Consider the following 17399-nt stretch of genomic DNA (forward strand, 5'->3'; position numbering starts at 1 on the left):
ACTGGCGAACCGGCAACGTGGGTTAGGGGACATCTCGGCGACCCTTGGAGGACGCCTCGACGTCACCCGCGGTTAGCCTAACCTGAGCTTGCGGCACGTACATGCACCAAATATTCGAGTCGACGTGCGCGGCGCCGCTGACGGACTCGGCCCCGGACCGCAACGCTCCCGCCTTCGCCACGCGGCGCGCCGGCGGCCACCATGCTTGACCCTAGTACCCTAGGGGGGTACCGTTCGGCGCATGTTTGAAGGCGCGACCACCTCTTGATCGACGACTTTGCGCTGCGGTGGATCGTCACCGCGCTCTTCGGTGTCAGCATTGCGACTTACGTCTATATCCTTGTCGCGCAACGTGACCGATCGACCCGCACAATCGACCATCTGTTGCACCTGACGATGGCGGCGGCAATGATCCTGATGGCGTGGCACATCGGAATAAGTCTCTCGACGGCCGGGCCGATGATCTTCTTCGTTTTGGCGGGTACCTGGTTTGTGCGCGCGGCCTGCGCACGCTCGTCCGCTACCGGTGCGCGACTCACCAACTCCTACTACGCCGTGATGGCGGCGGCGATGGTGTGGATGTACGCGGTGATGAGCGGCAACCTGCCCGGCCAGGCCAGCCACCCGAAGCTGGACTCCCTGGCCATGAACATGCCCGGCATGGAGATGCCGGTACACGGGATGTCCAGGACGCCAACCGGATTCGGGTGGATCACCACGGTGAACTGGATTGTGGCACTCGGGTTCGCGGTGGCGGCGCTGTATTGGTCAAGCCGTTGCGCCGCCCGGCGGCAGTCCGCGCGCTTGGAACCGCTCTATCAAGCATGCGCTGCCGCCGGCACCGCGGCGATGTTCTTCACCCAGCTCTAGGCGCAGCGCCTAGGCCGCCAGATCGTCGGCGTCCCTGAGCATCTGCTCCATTTTCTTCATGGCGCGCTTGTTGCGGCGCCAACCCCGAACGGTCGCGATGGCGGTCTTGAGCCCGCGCCGCCGGCCGGTCTCCGGGTCGGTACCGGCGAAATCGGCCTCCAGTTCGGCGAACATCCGCTCGCTGCGCGTCTCCGGCGCATCGTCGGCGTTGTCGAGCAAGTACTTGTTGGGCAATGACAGCTTGGCCAACGTGCGCCAGGTCTTGCCGTACTGCACCAGGAATGAGCCTGTGGTGTAAGGCAAGTCGTACTTGTCGCAGATCTCGCGCACTCGCACCGAGATCTCGTGGAGCCGGTTGCTCGGCAGATCCGGGTAGAGGTGGTGCTCGATCTGGTGGCACAGGTTGCCGCTCATGAACCGAAGCAGCCATCCGCCTTCGAAGTTGGCACTGCCCAGCATCTGGCGCAGGTACCACTGGCCCTTCGTCTCGCCGATCATGTCAGTCTTGGTGAATTTCTCTGCGCCATCTGGAAAGTGGCCACAGAAGATCACCGCGTTGGCCCACACGTTACGGATCACGTTGGCGACGGCATTGGCCTTCAACGTGGACTTGTAGGTCGCGCCGGGTGACAGCGAGGTCAGCGCCGGGAACGCGACGTAGTCCTTGAGCAGCTGACGGCCGGCCTTGGCGAAGAACTCTTCCGTGCGTTCCCGCGCCTCGTCCTGATCCATCCGCTTCTTGACTATCTTGCCGATCTCGACGTGCTGCAGGCCGACGCCCCACTCAAAACCGAGGGCCAGCAACGTGTTCCACACCAGGTTGAAAAGGTTGAACTTCTTCCAGCGCTGGTCGCGGGTGACCCGCAGCATGCCGTAGCCGACGTCGTCGTCCATCCCGAGGATGTTCGTGTACTTGTGGTGCACGAAGTTGTGGGTGTAACGCCAGTGCTTGGACGACCCGCTCATGTCCCACTCCCACGAGGAGGAGTGGATCTCCGGGTCGTTCATCCAGTCCCACTGGCCGTGCATGACGTTGTGGCCGATCTCCATGTTCTCGATGATCTTGGCCACGCCCAGGGTCACAGTGCCGGCCCACCATGCCGAGCGCCGCGAACTCGCGGCCAGCATCAGTCGGGCGGACACTTCCAGCGCACGCTGCGCGGCGATGGTGCGGCGGATGTAGCGGGCGTCCCGCTCGCCGCGTGAGTCCTCTACGTCCTGGCGGATAGCATCCAGCTCAACGGCCAGGGCTTCGATATCAGCGTCCGACAGATGCGCAAATACGTCGACGTCTGTGATCGCCATCGTTCTCACCTCCCGGCGTTCGATTCTATGGTCAGTACCTACGCTATCGTAACCTACGACCCCGTAGGTTACCTATGAGTAATACTTAAATGTCGAGCACACAATCGCCGGAAGCGGCCGACACGCAGGTCTGCACTCGGCTCCCGGGCTCGTGTTCCTGCCCGGTTCGCAGGTCACGGACGTGGCCCTCCAGCAGGGGTACCACGCAGGACTGGCAGATACCCATCCGGCAGCCGAAGGGCATCTGGATTCCGGCCCCCTCCCCCGCGTCCATCAGCGAGGTCGCGGCGTCGGCGGCCACCGTGCGACCGGTTCGGCCGAAGGTCACCGTTCCGCCCTCCCCGGCCGGTGCCGCCTTGGCCACCGCGAACCGCTCCAGGTGCAACCGGTCGCTGATCCCCGCGGCCGCCCAGACCTTCTCGGCCTGGGCCAGCATGCCCTCGGGTCCGCAGGCCCAGGTTTGACGTTCGCGCCAGTCCGGCACCTCGTCGTCGAGCCGGGCGAGGTCGAGCCGCCCCTGCGCTCGGGTCTCGCGTACCCGCAACCGGTAACCGGGGTGCACCGACGCGAGCGCGGTCAACTCGCTGCCGAACATCACGTCCGATTCGGTGGGCGCCGAATGGATGTGCTGAATGTCACCAATTTGCTTGCGGCGCACCAGCGTTCGCAACATTGACATCACCGGCGTGATCCCCGATCCCGCAGTGAGGAACAGCATCGACGCCGGAGCCGGGTCGGGCAGGACGAAATTGCCCTGGGGTGCGGCCAGCCGCACGATGGTTCCCGGCTCGACGCCGGCCACCAGGTGGCTGGACAGGAAGCCTTCCGGCATCGCCTTGACGGTGATCGTCACGGTGCGCTCGGGGCCGGACCCCGACCGCGCGACCGGGCTCGAGGTCAGCGAGTACGACCGCCAGCGCCAGCGGCCGTCCATCCGCAGTCCGATCCCGATGTACTGGCCCGGCTCGAAGTCGAAGCTGAAACCCCAGCCCGGCTTGATGACCAGGGTCGCGGAGTCCTCGGTCTCGCGGCGGACCTGCACGATGCGGCCCCGCAATTCCCGGGCCGACCACAGCGGGTTGGCCAGATGCAGATAGTCGTCGGGCAACAGCGGCGTCGTGATGCGCGCAGCGAGCTGGCGCAGCGCATGCCAGCCGGGATGCCGTTCCGCCCCCGCGACGGTGGGGCGCTTGGTGTCGACGACATTCGCGGTGACCGATTGGAATTTCCTACCCATAATGAAAGCTACGGTACCGTAAGTTACGGTATCTTTTCCAGGTCCACACGCCCGGATTGCGTCACATTCGCCGACGCGTCGTGGCGGTCACAACAGCTCGAGCAGGAACGGCAATTCCTGGTTCGCATACCACGCCAAATCGTGGTCCTGGGCGTCGCCGACGATCAGGTCCGCATCCTCATCCCCCAGGTCAGCGGCGTCGATGGCCTCAATCGCCTTGGCGACCGCCTCTTCGGCGCCGGCGTTGTCGACATAGGCCGCGACCACCTGGTCCATCGAGACCGGCCCGCCGATTCTGACCACCGCATCGTCGAGATCGGGACGGAAGGTGACGTCATCGACCTCGGCGGCCAGCACCGCGCGCCGTGGCCGTGCCGACTGATCGGCTCCGCCGGCTTCCCGGTCCGCCAGCAGCCGCAGCGAGGCCAGCGCCGCCTCACGCAACGCGACGTCAGCGAGCTCGTCCTCGTCGCCTTCCGCGTAGGCCTCGCGCAGTGTCGGCGTCACCGCGAATGCGGTGCCGTTGACCGGCCGCAGCGAGTCCTCGGCGACGAGCTGCTGCAGCATCGTCAGTGTGGCCGGAATGTAGACCTGGGTCGCGCCCATCCCTAGGCCTCGATCAAGGTCGCGGCGTAGTCGTCGACATACGTCGACAGCTCGCGCGGCGGACGCTGGTAGTTGCCGCTGAGGACCGGACGTGCCGGCAAATCAACCTTCGGCTGGTCGACCTCGTGGTAGGAGATGCTGGACAACAGGTGGTGCATCATGTTCAGCCGCGCGTGCTTCTTGATATCGGAATCCACTATGTACCAGGGACTTACCGGCGTATCGGTGTGCACCATCATCTCGTCTCTGGCGCGCGAATAGTCCTCCCAGCGGTACACCGATTCCAAGTCCGTCGTGGACAGTTTCCAGCGCCGGACGGGATCGTTACGGCGCGCCTTGAAACGGCGCAACTGTTCGGACTCGGAAACCGAAAACCAGTACTTGCGCAGCAGAATCCCGTCGTCGATCAGCATCTGCTCGAATATCGGAGTCTGCCGCAAAAACAGCGCATGTTCTTGCGGCGTGCAGAATCCCATGACTTTCTCGATGCCGGCGCGGTTGTACCACGATCGGTCGAACAGCACGATTTCGCCCTCGGAGGGCAGATGCGCGATATACCGCTGGTAGTACCACTGGCCACGTTCTCGACCCGTGGGCACCGGCAAGGCGGCGATAGTGGCGGTACGGGGACTGAGGTATTCGGTGATCCGTTTGATTGCACCACCCTTGCCTGCGGCGTCGCGGCCTTCGAAGAGCACTACGACTCGCGAGCCGCTATACCGCACCCACTCCTGCAGCTTCACGAATTCTGCTTGTAGCCTGAACAATTCGGCTTCATAGACGGCATCGGAGATCCTGGCAGCGTCGCGCGCCGGCGATTTCTTTTTCTTCACCTTCGCTGCCGGTGCGCCGTGATTCGAAGTGCCCACATCAACGAATGGTAGATGCACGCATACCAATTTCACCGCACAACTAGCGGGAAGCTTCGAGTAGTTCCTCGAGTGATTGCTTCAACAACGCCGGCAGCAGGTCGACATCGCTCATCGCCTCGCGGTCGGCGTTGATTCCGAAATACAGCGTCCCGTTGTAGGAGGTCACACCGATGGCGAGCGCCTGATTGTGCAGCAGCGGCGGTACCGCGTAGGTCTCCAGCAGCTTGGTGCCGGCGACGTACATCTGCGACTGGGCTCCGGGCGCATTGGTGATCAACAAGTTGAACAACCGCGCCGAGAAGTTGGTGGCGACCCGGATGCCCATGGCGTGCAGGGTGGGCGGCGCGAAGCCCGACAAGGTGACGATGGTCCGGGCGTCGACCAGCCGCGCGGCGGACGGATTCGACTCGGTGGCATGCGCGATCTGCGACAGCCGCACCACGGCATTGCCCTCGCCCACCGGCAGGTCGACCAGGAACGGGGTGACCTGACTGATCATCTGGCCGGGCCCGGTCGAATCGTGCTGATCCTCGGCATACACCGAAAGTGGTGCCATCGCCCGGATCGTCGCGCTCGACGACACCCCTTCCCCGCGCGACATCAGCCAGTTGCTCAGGGCGCCGGTCACGACCGCCAGCACCACATCGTTGATGTCGCAGTCGTAGCGTGCGCGCACCGTGCGGTAGTCCTCGAGACTTCCGCGGGCGACGGTGAACCGCCGATGACGCGAGACGGTGGCATTGAGCGGGCTACTGGGCGCGGTACCGCGCGCGACGGTGCGCGCGATGTCGAAGACCCGGCGGCCCACGTTGAGCAGCTCGCCGTAGTTCGTCGCCAGCCCGGCCATCGCGGAGCCGACGGCCTGCAGCTGCGCACCCGGCCCCACCATCCAGTCGGTGAGCGCGCCCACCAGCAGCCGCGTCGAGCCGGGCTCGCGTTCCGGGACCCAGAGGTCCTCGGGGAACGGCGCCGGCTTTCGGGTCCGATCGGCGATCACGTGGCCGATCTCGAGCGCGGTCATCCCATTGATCAACGCCTGATGCGACTTGGTGTAGAGGGCGACCCGGTTTTGGGCCAGCCCCTCGACCAGGTACATCTCCCACAACGGTCGTTTCTTGTCCAACGGCCGCGCGGCCAGCCGGGCGACGAGCTCGTGCAGCTGCTCGTCGCTGCCCGGTGACGGCAGTGCCGACCGCCGGATGTGGTAGGTGATGTCGAAGTCGGCGTCGTCGATCCACACCGGCCTGGCCATGCCGACCCCGACTTCACGCACCTTCTGCCGATAGCGAGGTATTTGCGGCAACCGCTGTTCGACGGCGGCGAGCAGCGTCTCGTAGCTCAGTCCGGCGCGCGGACGCTGCAGGATGGACAGCGATCCGACGTACATCGGGGTGGCGGTGTTTTCGAGCCGAAAGAAGGATGCGTCCGATGTGGACAACCGGGTCACCATTGCGGCCCTGGCCTCCTAGGTCAATCCTTCGGGTTTCTCGCTCACCGTAATCGTCCGCTAGGGCGCAACACGGCGCGGGTACGCGCGATGTCGAATTGTGCGATGATGACCGGCAATTGAAAGACCAATTGTCTGTCACTCTCCTGCAGGCCGCTCGTTGTCCGATGCCTTGGAGAGTGCGCATTGACTATCAGCTCCGTAAACCCCGCTCACCGTGACGATTTCGCCGTCGTGCCGGTCGTCGAGTACGAACCGCCGCCACGGGAGGTGCCGCGCAACGTCGCCGGGTGCCGGCAGCCGGCCGTGGCACGCCGAAGCGGCGGTGGGCCGCGCCGGCCTTACAGCGGGCGGCCGGTCAGGCAACCCGAGCCGACGACGGCGGTCTGGTCCGCGGCAATGCGTCAGGCGGCGGCGTTCGCCGACGCCGCGCTGCGCCGGGTGCTGGAGGTCATCGATCACCGGCGGCCGGTCACCCAGCTTCAGCCGCTGTTGGTGCGCGGCCTCGTCGACTCCGTGCTGTCGGTCAGCCAGTCGAGCGGCGGGCGCCAGGGTGCCGCGGTGCTGCGCCGGATGCGGCTGCAGCCGGTCGGGCACCGGGATCCGGAAACCGCCGCCGAGGTGTTCGGCTGCTACAGCCGCGGCGACCGCATCCACGCGATCGCCGCTCGGGTGGAGAAGCTGCCCACCAGCAACGGAATCCGGTGGCAGGTGGTGGCTCTGCACATCGGTTGATCGGCTAGGCCGGCGATCCGGCTCCCTCGGGCTGCGGCCCCTCCCCTGCTGCGCGGGGACCCCAGCCGCTGGCGGGGGACGGGCCGCCGGAGAATCGGGCCAGCACCGGACCCAGGGTCGCCATCACGAACACATACGCCGTCGCCAGCGCGGCCACGGTGGGGATCGCCGCGCCGGCCAATCCGATGATGATCAGCGAGAACTCGCCCCGCGCGACGAGTGCGGTGCCGGCCCGCAACTGCCCGCGCCGCGCCACGCCGTCGCGCCGGGCGGCGAAGATCCCGGTGGCCACCTTGGTGGCCGCGGTGACGGCGGCCAGCAACAGCGCGACCGGAAGCATGGGAACCAGCTCATGCGGGTCGACCTGCAGACCGATCGCGACGAAGAAGATCGCGGCGAAGAGGTCGCGCAACGGGCCCAGCACCTTGCGCGCTCGTTTGGCCGTGTCACCGGTCAGGGTGAGCCCGACCAGGAAAGCGCCGACGGCCGCCGAGGCGTGCAACGATTCGGCCAGCGCCGCCACCAACAGGGTCACGCCCAGCACCCGCAGCAACAGCTGCTCGGAGTCGGCATTGGCCACCAGCCGTCCGACGTGATGGCCCCAGTAATAGGAGGCGAAGAAAGCCGCGAAGAGAGCACCGACGGCGACGGCCATCCCCGCGACCGCTTCCAGCCCGGTACCGCCGGACGCGAGCACCGCGAACAGCGGCAGGTAGGCGGCCATCGCGAAGTCCTCGAGCACCAGCACCGACAACACGGCCGGCGTTTCGCGGTTGCCGAGCCGGCCCAGGTCCTCCAGCAGGCGCGCGATCACACCCGAAGACGAGATGTAGGTGACGCCGGCCAGTGCCAGGATCGCGATGCCGTCGAGGCCCAGCAGCCACCCCGCCACCGCTCCCGGCGTGGCGTTGAGGACCACGTCGACCCCGGCCGACGGCAGGTGGTGACGCAAGCTGGCGGCGAATTCCGTCGCGGAAAACTCCAGTCCGAGGGTCAGCAGCAACAGCACGACGCCGATGGGCGCACCCGTCATGATGAACTCGCCCGAGGCGGCCATCGGCCAGATGCCACCTTTGCCCAGCGAAAGACCCGCCATCAGATAGACCGGGATCGGCGACAGCGCCAACCGCCGCGAGATGGCCCCCAACACCGCGAGTGCGGCGAGGAGGGCGCCTAGCTGAAACAGCAGCGCCCCCGAAACCTGCACTGGCTCAGCCCTTGTCGACGATCTGCTCGACGGCGGCGATGCCCTCTTCGGTGCCGATGACGATCAAAACGTCTCGCTCCCTTAGCATTTCGGCCGGACCAGGAGAGGCGAGCACATCCTCGTCGCGCACGATCGCGACGATCGACGCCCCGGTGCGGGTGCGAGCGTGGGTGTCGCCCAACGGTTTGTCGACGAACGGGCTGCCCGGCTCGATATGGACCTGACCCGCCTCTAGCCCGGGCACTTCACGGGTGAGCTCGGTGAACCGCTCGGCAATGCGGGGAGCGCCCAGAATCTGGGCCATGGTGTCGGCCTCTTCGTCGGTGAGGTGAAACACCGGCCGGGCCTGGTCCGGATCGTCGGAACCGTACAGGACGATGTCGAAGTCGCCGCCGCGTCGCGCGATGATGCCGATCCGGTCGCCCTTGTGGCTGACGAACTCGTATCGCAGGCCGACGCCCGGCAGCAACACCTCCTTGACATCCATATCCGCAACATACCGGGAACCCGCGACGAAAAACCGCGCGGACTGCGGCGATACAGACCGATCTCATATCCTTCGACCGGGGCTAGTGTTGCCGAATGGACGGAAACACGGTCAGCGTCGAGCGGGTCATCAAAGCACCGCCGAACAGGATCTTCGCGCTACTGGCCGACGCCGGCAAACATGCCAGCTTCGACGGTTCGGAGTCGGTGAATCGCTGCACGCAGGACTCGGTTCCCCTGACCAAGGGTTCAACATTCGGGATGGCGATGCGGGGGCGCAAGGAGACGTTGTTCCTCCCCTACCGCACGACCAACACCATCATCGAGTACGAGCCGGATCGTCGCATCGCGTGGCAAACCTACGGGCTGGGCGGCCTGGTCGGTGGCCGCATCTGGCGTTACGAGCTTTCGCCCGCGGACGGCGGCACGCTGGTGCGCGAAACCTGGGACGTGTCGCAGGAAAAGAACAAGCGGATGGTCATCAGTGGCTCGATGCCGCAAAAGACCGCCGACGGTATGCGCGCCACCCTGGACCGGATCGCGACGCTTGTCGAGGGCTAGTGCTGGCCGGCCGCCGCGTGCGGGTGCCGCCGTGTCCCGGGCACCAGCGCCGGGACCTCGCGACGGTAGGCACGGTACTGCTCGCCCAGCGACTCGACCAGGTCGTGTTCTTCCAGCCGCAGCGCGATCAGGATGTAACCCGTTGTGGCGGCGCTGAACAGCAGGTGCCCGACCGACATCGTGGGTGTCGCCCAGAATGCGATCAGGAAACCCAGCATCAGCGGGTGACGCACCAACCGGTACAGGTACCGAACACGAAAGTCCAACTCGCGGTAGGGTTTTCCGCGCCAGGCCAGGTACACCTGCCGCAGGCCGAACAGGTCGAAGTGGCTGACCATGAAGGACGAGAAGAACACCGTAGCCCAGCCGAGCCAGAACAACGCCCACAAAACCACCCGTGCCGCCGGCAGACTCACGTCCCACACGAGGTCGGGCAGCGTGCGCCACTGCCAGTAGAGCAGCAATAGCGCGGCACTCGCCAGGATCACGTAGGTGCTGCGTTCGATCGAAGGGGGCACAAATCGGGTCCACCATCTCTTGAACGCGGGCCTCGCCATGACGCTGTGCTGAATTGCGAAAATACCTAGCAGCAGTGCGTCAATCAGCACCGCCAAGCCGACGGGCGCCGAGAGCGCGTGGTCGACACTTCGTGGCACCACCATGTTGCCGACGAATCCGATTGCATAGACAAACGACACCAGGAACAGCAGATAAGCCACTGCGCCGTAACAGATTGTCAAATATCGACTCATGTGTTGATTGTCCGCCGAATCCGGCGTAAGGGAATGGGGCGATTGCCTCAATTTTCGGCAGCCGGTAACGACAACCCCTGCTGCAGGGCGTACATGCTGGCGCCGATGCGATTTGAGACACCGATCTTGGCGTACGTTCGCTCCACATGGTTGCGGGCGGTCTTCTCGGTGATCACCAACGCCCCGGCGATTTCCTTGTTCGACGCGCCGCGGGCGACCAGGCAGAGCACCTCGATCTCGCGCGGGGTGAGACCGTCCGGACGGGGCTTGGGCCGTTGGGCGGGCCGGCCCGCCGCATGCAACACCGCTTCGACGGCGACGGGGTCGAGCTCACCGGCGCTCACCCGCTCGTGCAGCCGCCGACTCGCCGCGCCGGGCGGCAGCTCATTGCGGTAAGGCCTTGGTTCACAAGCGGATTGGTAACTGACCGCCGCTGCCAGGATACGGTCGGGCAGGCTCAGCGCGGTACCGGCAAGTCCGCGTGGATATCCCGATCCGTTCAGGCATTCATGGTGGTTTCCGGCGACTTCGGCCAGCCGCCCCAGACCACGAACCTGGTTGAGGATCCGGGCGGTGAGATAGGGATGCAGTCGCACCCGCTCGAATTCCCCCGCGGTCAACGACCCTGGCTTGGACCAGATTTGATTCGACACACCAATGCGGCCCAGGTCGTGAACGTGGCCCGCACGTCGCGTCAGGGCCGCCGAGGCGGCATCGACGCCGGCCGCCAGTGCCGCATCGCCGGCGAGCCCGGCCACCACACGCGAATGTCCAAGGGTGAAAGGACATTTGAGGTCGACGAAGTCACCGAACGCGACAAGCAGTGCGTCCAGCCCGTTGTCGTCGAGCCGTTGGTGACGATCGGGCGCTTCGCGCACCGCTGCGGTCCACGCATCGCCGGGGCCGGGACCGGACAGGATCGCGTCGGCATTGTGCAGGAACGTGTCGACGACCTTCGGGTCGAACTGGCCCCCGCGGCGGCCGCGAGCCATCGCCACGGCGCCCTCGACACCGTAGGTGCGGTGGTGCACCTCGACCATGTCGGCGAGCTGGGCAACACGCATCTGGATCGGAATCTCGTCGCCGTGCGAACCGGCGGGCAGGCCGCCGCCGTCGTAGCGCTCGAAAGCGAAGGCGAGCGACGCCTGGACGTCGGGGCCCAGGCCGATGCGATCCGCCAGCAGCGCCGCGGAGGTGCAGTGCGAGTGGATGAGCCGGGACAACTGACCGCGCGCATTGGCGAACAGGGTGGCCATGATGGTCAGCCGCTGCGCCAACGGCTGACCGCGACCGATGTTGCCCATCAGGAACCGCCAATACGGCAGGCCCGACCAGTCGACCAGATACGAGTCATGGCGTACCGCAATGTCATCGCCGAACCACCGCGCGTATTCATGGGAGTCGGCGTGACATCCGATCCACATCACCAACGTCGTGTAGTAAACGCAATCCCGTTGCGCGTCGGTGAGTCCCAGCCGATCCGCGAGCCGGGTCGCAATCATCGCCGCGCGCAGCATGTGCTCGGCGGGCTGTCCCAGGCCGAGGTCGATCGCCACCGATAGCGCCGCGAGCAATTCGGCCCGGCGGGGCCCCTCGCCCGCCGGCGGCGGCTCGGCTATGCGCGACGACATCGGCCCATTGTCCCCTTCGGTGGCGTGCAAGTCAGCAAATCGAAACAGTGCGCTGCACGGCGTGGTGACGGCCCGGGTCGAACGCCTCCAGACGGCCGCCCCCGGTCACGAATAGTCCGCGCTGCGGACCCCAGAAGTCGGCCAACCGGGCCTGCTGCGGCAACGGGGTCACCGCGCCGAGGTCCTCGCCACGCCACACCGCGCGCGCATCGCTGACAGCCCAGAATCGCTTGGGGGCGATCATGAATCGTTGGCCGTTCGGCGCCTTGCCGGATAGCCGCACCCGCCCGGCGCCCATCAGCGGTCCGGCCATTCGGCCGAGAGCGCCGAGGGCCCATTGGTTGGTCCATGCCCATGCGGGCAATCGCGGGGCGATAGCGCTCATCAGTCGGGACGACGCACTGGTCCCGAGACCGAGATGCCACTCGAGCAAGCCGGCAATCCGGATGTACAGCGACCACGGCGTCACCCAGGCGACGTCGATATCGCATCGCACCGGGTCGTTCGGCGTGGCCGAGCTGAAGAAGCGGGAGCAACTGAGTTCGCCGGAGCTGGTCGCGTAGAACGTCCACACCCCCGCGGCATCGCGATGCCACACCGACCGGTAGCCCGGGGCGAACGACGACGTGGGTATGCAGCGCAGCGCGAGGTAATGCCCGCTGGCGAAGGGAAGCCCCAAAACCCCGAAACCGGCAAATCTTTCGTCGTCACCGGGGGGCAGCGTGGCGTCGTGCAGGACGGCCGAAGCCGCGTCGGCGGGACTGTACAACGTATTCATGCACTGATGCTGCGCCGCGCCACCCGACGCGTGCATGAGGCTTATGCCTCAAATCGCCGGAGCAGGGCCGAACGCCCGGCCAGCGGGGCGCTCGCTGTCGAACGCCCGGCTGGCCGGGCGCTCGGGCACGCGCGGAGCTATGCTCGGGCACGCGCGGAGCCATGCCGGGGACGCGCGGAGCCACGCCGGGGACGCCCGAACGTGACGTTGGTTTCACACTGGGCGTCGAGCGTGAAACCAACTTCACACTCGGCGGCATGAGACAGCTAGACGCGGGCTAGCGCTTCTTGACCGACTTCGGCGGCTTGGCGCCCCGGCCCTGCTGGCGGGCGGCCGCGCGGCGCTCGCGCCTGCTGGCCCCGGCAGGCACGCCGGCCGGAGTCTTCTGCGCGCCGCCGCCGTTGCGCTGGACTTCGGCCGAACCGTCTTCTGCCGGACCGGAATACGAAAGGGCGGGCGCCTCACTATCAAAATTGTCAATACCCTTGGCGCGCAAGGTGCTTGGAGCCGGTTCGCGCACCGGGGCAGGTGCGGAAGCGGATTCGTCCTGCTGCTGTTCGGCGGCAGTCGCGAACTCCGCCAGCCCTTCCGGCGTTTCCACCGGCGCGACCTGCGGAGCGGGAACCGCCTCCACGCTGACGTTGAACAAGAAGCCGACCGACTCCTCCTTCATGGCATCCAGCATGGCCATGAACATGTCGTAGCCCTCGCGCTGGTACTCGACCAGCGGGTCGCGCTGAGCCATCGCGCGCAGCCCGATACCCTCCTTGAGGTAGTCCATCTCGTAGAGGTGCTCACGCCACTTGCGGTCGATGACGTTGAGCAACACGTTGCGTTCCAGCTGTCGCATCGCGCCCTCGCCGGCGATCTCCTCCAGTTCGGATTCCCTTGTGGCGTAAGCCCGTTCGGCGTCTTTGACGAGCGCCTCGAGCAGCTCCTCGCGGGTGAGATCGTCGTGCTCGGAGTCCGCGTCCCGACGCGTGAGCGACTCGTGCTCGATTCCGACCGGATACAGCGTCTTGAGCGCCGACCACAACGCGTCGAGGTCCCAATCCTCGGCATAGCCTTCGGTTGTCGCGCCATCCACGTAGGCGGTGATGACGTCGCGGACCATCTCGAGCGCCTGCTCCTGCAGGTTCTCGCCCTCGAGAATGCGTTTGCGCTCGGCGTAGATCACCTTGCGCTGCTGGTTCATCACCTCGTCGTACTTGAGGACGTTTTTGCGGACCTCGAAGTTCTGCTGCTCGACCTGGGTTTGGGCGCTCTTGATGGCGCGGGTGACCATCTTGGCTTCGATCGGCACATCGTCGGGCAGGTTCAGCCGGTTGAGCATCGCCTCGAGCGCGGCGCCATTGAACCGCCGCATCAACTCGTCACCCAGTGACAGGTAGAAGCGTGATTCACCCGGGTCGCCCTGCCGGCCGGAGCGGCCGCGTAGCTGGTTGTCGATACGGCGCGACTCGTGGCGTTCGGTGCCCAGCACGTACAGCCCGCCGGCCTCGATCACCTCTTTGGCCTCGGCACTGGCTTCCTCTTTGACCTTGGGCAGTTCCTCGTGCCAGGCCGCCTCGTACTCCTCGGGCGTCTCCAGCGGGTCCAGGCCCCGCTCGCGCAGCCGCTGGTCGGTGAGGAAGTCGACGTTGCCGCCCAGCACGATGTCGGTACCGCGACCGGCCATGTTGGTGGCCACGGTGATGCCGCCCCGGCGCCCGGCCACCGCGATGATGCCGGCTTCCTGCTCGTGGAACTTCGCGTTGAGCACGTTGTGCGGGATGCGGCGCTTCTGGAACTGTCGCGACAGGTATTCCGACCGCTCCACGCTGGTGGTACCGATCAGGACCGGCTGGCCCTTCTCGTAGCGTTCGGATACGTCGTCGACCACCGCGATGTACTTGGCTTCCTCGGTCTTGTAGATCAGGTCGGACTGGTCCTCGCGGATCATCTCCTTGTTGGTCGGGATGGGGACCACACCCAGCTTGTAGATCTCGTGCAGCTCGGCCGCCTCGGTCTGGGCGGTACCGGTCATGCCGGCCAGCTTGTCGTAGAGCCGGAAGTAGTTCTGCAGCGTGATGGTGGCCAGCGTCTGGTTCTCGGCCTTGATCTCGACGTGCTCCTTGGCCTCGATGGCCTGGTGCATGCCCTCGTTGTAGCGGCGGCCGATCAGCACACGACCGGTGAACTCGTCGACGATCAGGACCTCGCCGTCGCGGACGATGTAGTCCTTGTCGCGGTTGAACAGCTCCTTGGCCTTCAGCGCGTTGTTCAGGTAGCTGACCAGCGGCGAGTTGGCGGCCTCGTAGAGGTTGTCGATACCGAGCTGATCCTCGACGAACTCGACCCCGAGTTCATGCACACCGACGGTGCGTTTGCGCAGGTCCACCTCATAGTGGGTGTCCTTTTCCATCAGCGGGGCCAACCGGGCGAACTCGAGGTACCAGTTGGAGGCGCCGTCGGCGGGCCCGGAGATGATCAGCGGCGTGCGGGCCTCGTCGATCAGGATGGAGTCGACCTCGTCGACGATCGCAAAGGTGTGTCCGCGCTGCACCATGTCGTCGACCGAATGCGCCATGTTGTCGCGCAGGTAGTCGAAGCCGAACTCGTTGTTGGTGCCGTAGGTGATGTCGGCGCCGTAAGCCACCCGGCGCTCGTCGGGGGTCATGTTGGCCAGGATCACCCCGACCTGCAGGCCGAGGAAGCGGTGCACCCGGCCCATCCACTCGCTGTCGCGTTTGGCCAGGTAGTCGTTGACGGTGACGATGTGCACGCCGTTGCCGGCCAGCGCGTTGAGGTAGGCCGGCAACACACAGGTCAGCGTCTTGCCCTCACCGGTTTTCATCTCGGCGACGTTGCCCAGGTGCAGCGCGGCGGCGCCCATCACCTGCACGTCGAACGGACGCTGATCCAGCACCCGCCAGGCGGCCTCGCGGGCCACCGCGAAGGCCTCGGGCAGCAGGTCATCGAGGGTTTCGCCGTCATCGAGCCGCTTACGGAACTCGTCGGTCTTGGCCCTCAGCTCCGCATCGGTGAGTTTCTCGACGTCGTCGGACAACGTGTTGACATAGTCGGCCACGCGCTTGAGGCGCTTGACCATGCGACCTTCACCAAGGCGCAGCAGCTTCGACAGCACAGCTAGGTCCCCTGTGGGTAGGAGTCTTTTTCTTCAAGGCGACTCCCATCGTAGGGGACGACCAGCTGATGGCCGCCGATCCTCAGGAGAGCCTGATCAGTCCGTAGTCGTAGGCGTGACGGCGATAGACGACGGACGGCCGCTCGGTCTGCTTGTCGTAGAACAAAAAGAAGTCGTGTCCGACGAGCTCCATCTCGTAGAGCGCGTCGTCGACCGACATCGGCGTGGCCTGGTGTTCCTTGGTACGCACCACCCGACCGGGCTGATGGTCTCGGTCGTCGTCGCCGGTGTCGTGTTGATGCGGCTCCGCGGGCGCATGGTTGTCGCGGAAAACACGCTCCGGGGGGGCCACCGCGGTAGCCTCGGCCAGCGAAACCGGGGTCTTTTCGCCGTAATGGACCTTGCGGCGGTCCTTGCCGCGGCGCAGCCGGCTTTCCAGCCGGACCACCGCGGACTCGAGCGCGGAATAGAAGCTGTCGGCGCACGCCTCGCCGCGGACTACCGGCCCACGGCCCCGCGCGGTGATCTCCACGCGCTGACAGGACTTACGTTGGCGACGGTTGCGTTCGTGCTTGAGCTCGACATCGAAGAGGTAGATGGTCTTGTCGAAACGTTCCAAGCGGGCGAGTTTCTGCGAGACGTAAACGCGGAAGTGATCGGGAATCTCGACGTTGCGACCCTTGAACACAACCTCGGCGGTGGTGGTCGGTTCCTGCGCGTCGATCCTTGCCGGTGGTTCGTCCAGGAGCTGAGTGGAATCCACGGTGAGCCTTGACATACGTGACAACTCATTTCTCTTTTCACGTCGCACGCGCCCTGCGTGCCGGCTTTCTACAAGAAGCTTCGACGGGGTGGGAACGGTTTGCGGAGGTCACCGCCGCAGGCAGCCCGCCGTCGCGAGGTGTCGAATACTCACCCCCTCCGCAATTGCCGTCTCAACCTGGGAAATCACGACCAGTGAGTCGGAACCCGTAGGTCCCGAAGAGTTGTTGAAGGTTGTCCTCGACGTTAGCTCGTGTTCGCCTCGCCGTGCCACCGATTTGACGAACCCGTAGCGAGTTCTTCACGTCTTCTTGGCAATTTCACTGGTTTATCCCGAGATTCGCCGATTCAGGCGAACGCGATCGCCAGCACCGCCGCCACCCGCACTCCGGCCGCCGACAAGACCCGGACCGACTCACCCGCGGTCGCGCCGGTGGTGACGATGTCGTCGACGAGCAGCACCTCGGTGCGCGGCGCCGCGCCCCGCAGCAGCACCCGGCCGGCGACGTTGCGCTCGCGTTCGGCGGTGCCGAGACCCACCGAGTCGCGGGTCCGCGCTTTCATGCGCAACGCCGCGGCGACGGTGACGTCCGGATGCCGGCCCACGGCGGCGTGCGCCACACGGGCGACGGGGTCGCCGCCGCGCCGGCGTGCCGCCGCGCGCCGGGTCGGCGCGGGCACGACCGTCAACGGGGTATCGACGATGCCCCAGGCGAGCAGCCGGTGAACACCCGCGGCCAGCGCCCGGGCCAGTGGCGCGACGAGATCGCGGCGGCCCTGCTCCTTCATCGCGAGAATCGCCTGACGACGGGCGCCGGCGTAACGCCCGAGTGCGAACACGGGTACGTGCGGGTCGATGCGCGGACTGATCAGGTGCGGCTCGTCGGGCTTGACGAGAAGCTCCATGGCGCACGCGTCGCACCAGCGAGTCGACGCCGTCCGGCAGCCACCGCACTCCAGCGGCAGGATCAAATCGAGCACGGCCCCAGTGTCTCCGGCAGGGGTGACATCAACGGCCCGCCA

The 17399-nt window shown here is 66.1% G+C and carries 16 protein-coding genes; 3 read left to right on the forward strand and 13 right to left on the reverse strand.

The genetic code is table 11. From position 1 onward, the window contains the following. Positions 1 to 264 precede the first annotated feature (264 nt). Complete coding sequence (locus tag SKC41_RS01105; protein ID WP_330975930.1) at positions 265 to 870, forward strand: DUF5134 domain-containing protein; 606 nt, start codon at positions 265 to 267, stop codon at positions 868 to 870. 9 nt (positions 871 to 879) lie between these two features. On the opposite strand, the gene SKC41_RS01110 is transcribed toward SKC41_RS01105, so the two are convergent. The 5 genes from SKC41_RS01110 to SKC41_RS01130 form a co-directional block, all read right to left on the reverse strand. Beyond that, the gene (locus SKC41_RS01110; protein ID WP_330975931.1) at positions 880 to 2175 is read right to left on the reverse strand and encodes a fatty acid desaturase family protein; all 1296 of its coding nucleotides are present in this window, start codon (positions 2173 to 2175) and stop codon (positions 880 to 882) included. A gap of 85 nt (positions 2176 to 2260) precedes the next feature. Beyond that, positions 2261 to 3412 (reverse strand): ferredoxin reductase, encoded by a 1152-nt coding sequence (locus tag SKC41_RS01115; RefSeq protein WP_330975932.1) that lies wholly within the window; start codon positions 3410 to 3412, stop codon positions 2261 to 2263. An 87-nt stretch (positions 3413 to 3499) separates the two neighbouring features. After that, the gene (locus SKC41_RS01120) at positions 3500 to 4018 is read right to left on the reverse strand and encodes a DUF6912 family protein (RefSeq protein WP_330975933.1); all 519 of its coding nucleotides are present in this window, start codon (positions 4016 to 4018) and stop codon (positions 3500 to 3502) included. 2 nt (positions 4019 to 4020) lie between these two features. Next, on the reverse strand, positions 4021 to 4887 hold the full coding sequence (gene ppk2 / locus SKC41_RS01125) for a polyphosphate kinase 2 (RefSeq protein ID WP_330975934.1): 867 nt from the start codon (positions 4885 to 4887) through the stop codon (positions 4021 to 4023). A 43-nt stretch (positions 4888 to 4930) separates the two neighbouring features. Beyond that, entirely contained in the window at positions 4931 to 6340 is a 1410-nt protein-coding gene (locus SKC41_RS01130; protein ID WP_330975935.1) for a WS/DGAT/MGAT family O-acyltransferase, read from the reverse strand. Positions 6341 to 6523: 183 nt separating this feature from the next. Between SKC41_RS01130 and SKC41_RS01135 the strand changes: the two genes are divergently transcribed. Next, positions 6524 to 7072 carry an Rv3235 family protein gene (locus SKC41_RS01135; RefSeq protein WP_330975936.1) on the forward strand — a complete coding sequence of 183 codons (549 nt, stop codon included), beginning with the start codon at positions 6524 to 6526 and terminating at the stop codon, positions 7070 to 7072. Between the two features lie 4 nt (positions 7073 to 7076). Here SKC41_RS01135 and SKC41_RS01140 read toward each other — a convergent pair whose 3' ends face one another. Then, complete coding sequence (locus SKC41_RS01140) at positions 7077 to 8279, reverse strand: cation:proton antiporter (protein ID WP_330975937.1); 1203 nt, start codon at positions 8277 to 8279, stop codon at positions 7077 to 7079. A 4-nt stretch (positions 8280 to 8283) separates the two neighbouring features. Beyond that, positions 8284 to 8766, reverse strand: coding sequence for a cation:proton antiporter regulatory subunit (locus tag SKC41_RS01145; protein ID WP_330975938.1), 483 nt, complete (start codon positions 8764 to 8766; stop codon positions 8284 to 8286). A gap of 95 nt (positions 8767 to 8861) precedes the next feature. Between SKC41_RS01145 and SKC41_RS01150 the strand changes: the two genes are divergently transcribed. Further along, positions 8862 to 9326, forward strand: coding sequence for an SRPBCC family protein (locus SKC41_RS01150; protein WP_330975939.1), 465 nt, complete (start codon positions 8862 to 8864; stop codon positions 9324 to 9326). Here SKC41_RS01150 and mddA read toward each other — a convergent pair. From mddA to SKC41_RS01180, 6 genes are all read right to left on the reverse strand, one after another. After that, complete coding sequence (mddA, locus tag SKC41_RS01155; protein WP_330975940.1) at positions 9323 to 10078, reverse strand: methanethiol S-methyltransferase; 756 nt, start codon at positions 10076 to 10078, stop codon at positions 9323 to 9325. The genes SKC41_RS01150 and mddA overlap by 4 nt on opposite strands. 47 nt (positions 10079 to 10125) lie before the next feature. Next, a complete protein-coding gene (locus SKC41_RS01160) occupies positions 10126 to 11709 on the reverse strand; it encodes an HD domain-containing phosphohydrolase (RefSeq protein WP_330975941.1) in 1584 nt (527 codons plus the stop codon). A gap of 31 nt (positions 11710 to 11740) precedes the next feature. Further along, the gene (locus tag SKC41_RS01165; protein ID WP_330975942.1) at positions 11741 to 12487 is read right to left on the reverse strand and encodes a hypothetical protein; all 747 of its coding nucleotides are present in this window, start codon (positions 12485 to 12487) and stop codon (positions 11741 to 11743) included. A 277-nt stretch (positions 12488 to 12764) separates the two neighbouring features. After that, positions 12765 to 15614, reverse strand: a complete 2850-nt coding sequence (gene secA / locus SKC41_RS01170; protein ID WP_330975943.1) for a preprotein translocase subunit SecA — start codon at positions 15612 to 15614, stop codon at positions 12765 to 12767. Between the two features lie 82 nt (positions 15615 to 15696). Beyond that, the gene (hpf, locus tag SKC41_RS01175; protein ID WP_442931650.1) at positions 15697 to 16377 is read right to left on the reverse strand and encodes a ribosome hibernation-promoting factor, HPF/YfiA family; all 681 of its coding nucleotides are present in this window, start codon (positions 16375 to 16377) and stop codon (positions 15697 to 15699) included. Positions 16378 to 16724: 347 nt separating this feature from the next. Then, positions 16725 to 17357, reverse strand: coding sequence for a ComF family protein (locus SKC41_RS01180; RefSeq protein ID WP_330975945.1), 633 nt, complete (start codon positions 17355 to 17357; stop codon positions 16725 to 16727). Between the last annotated feature and the right edge of the window lie 42 nt (positions 17358 to 17399).

The organism is Mycobacterium sp. 050128, from assembly GCF_036409155.1.
Taxonomy (GTDB): domain Bacteria; phylum Actinomycetota; class Actinomycetes; order Mycobacteriales; family Mycobacteriaceae; genus Mycobacterium.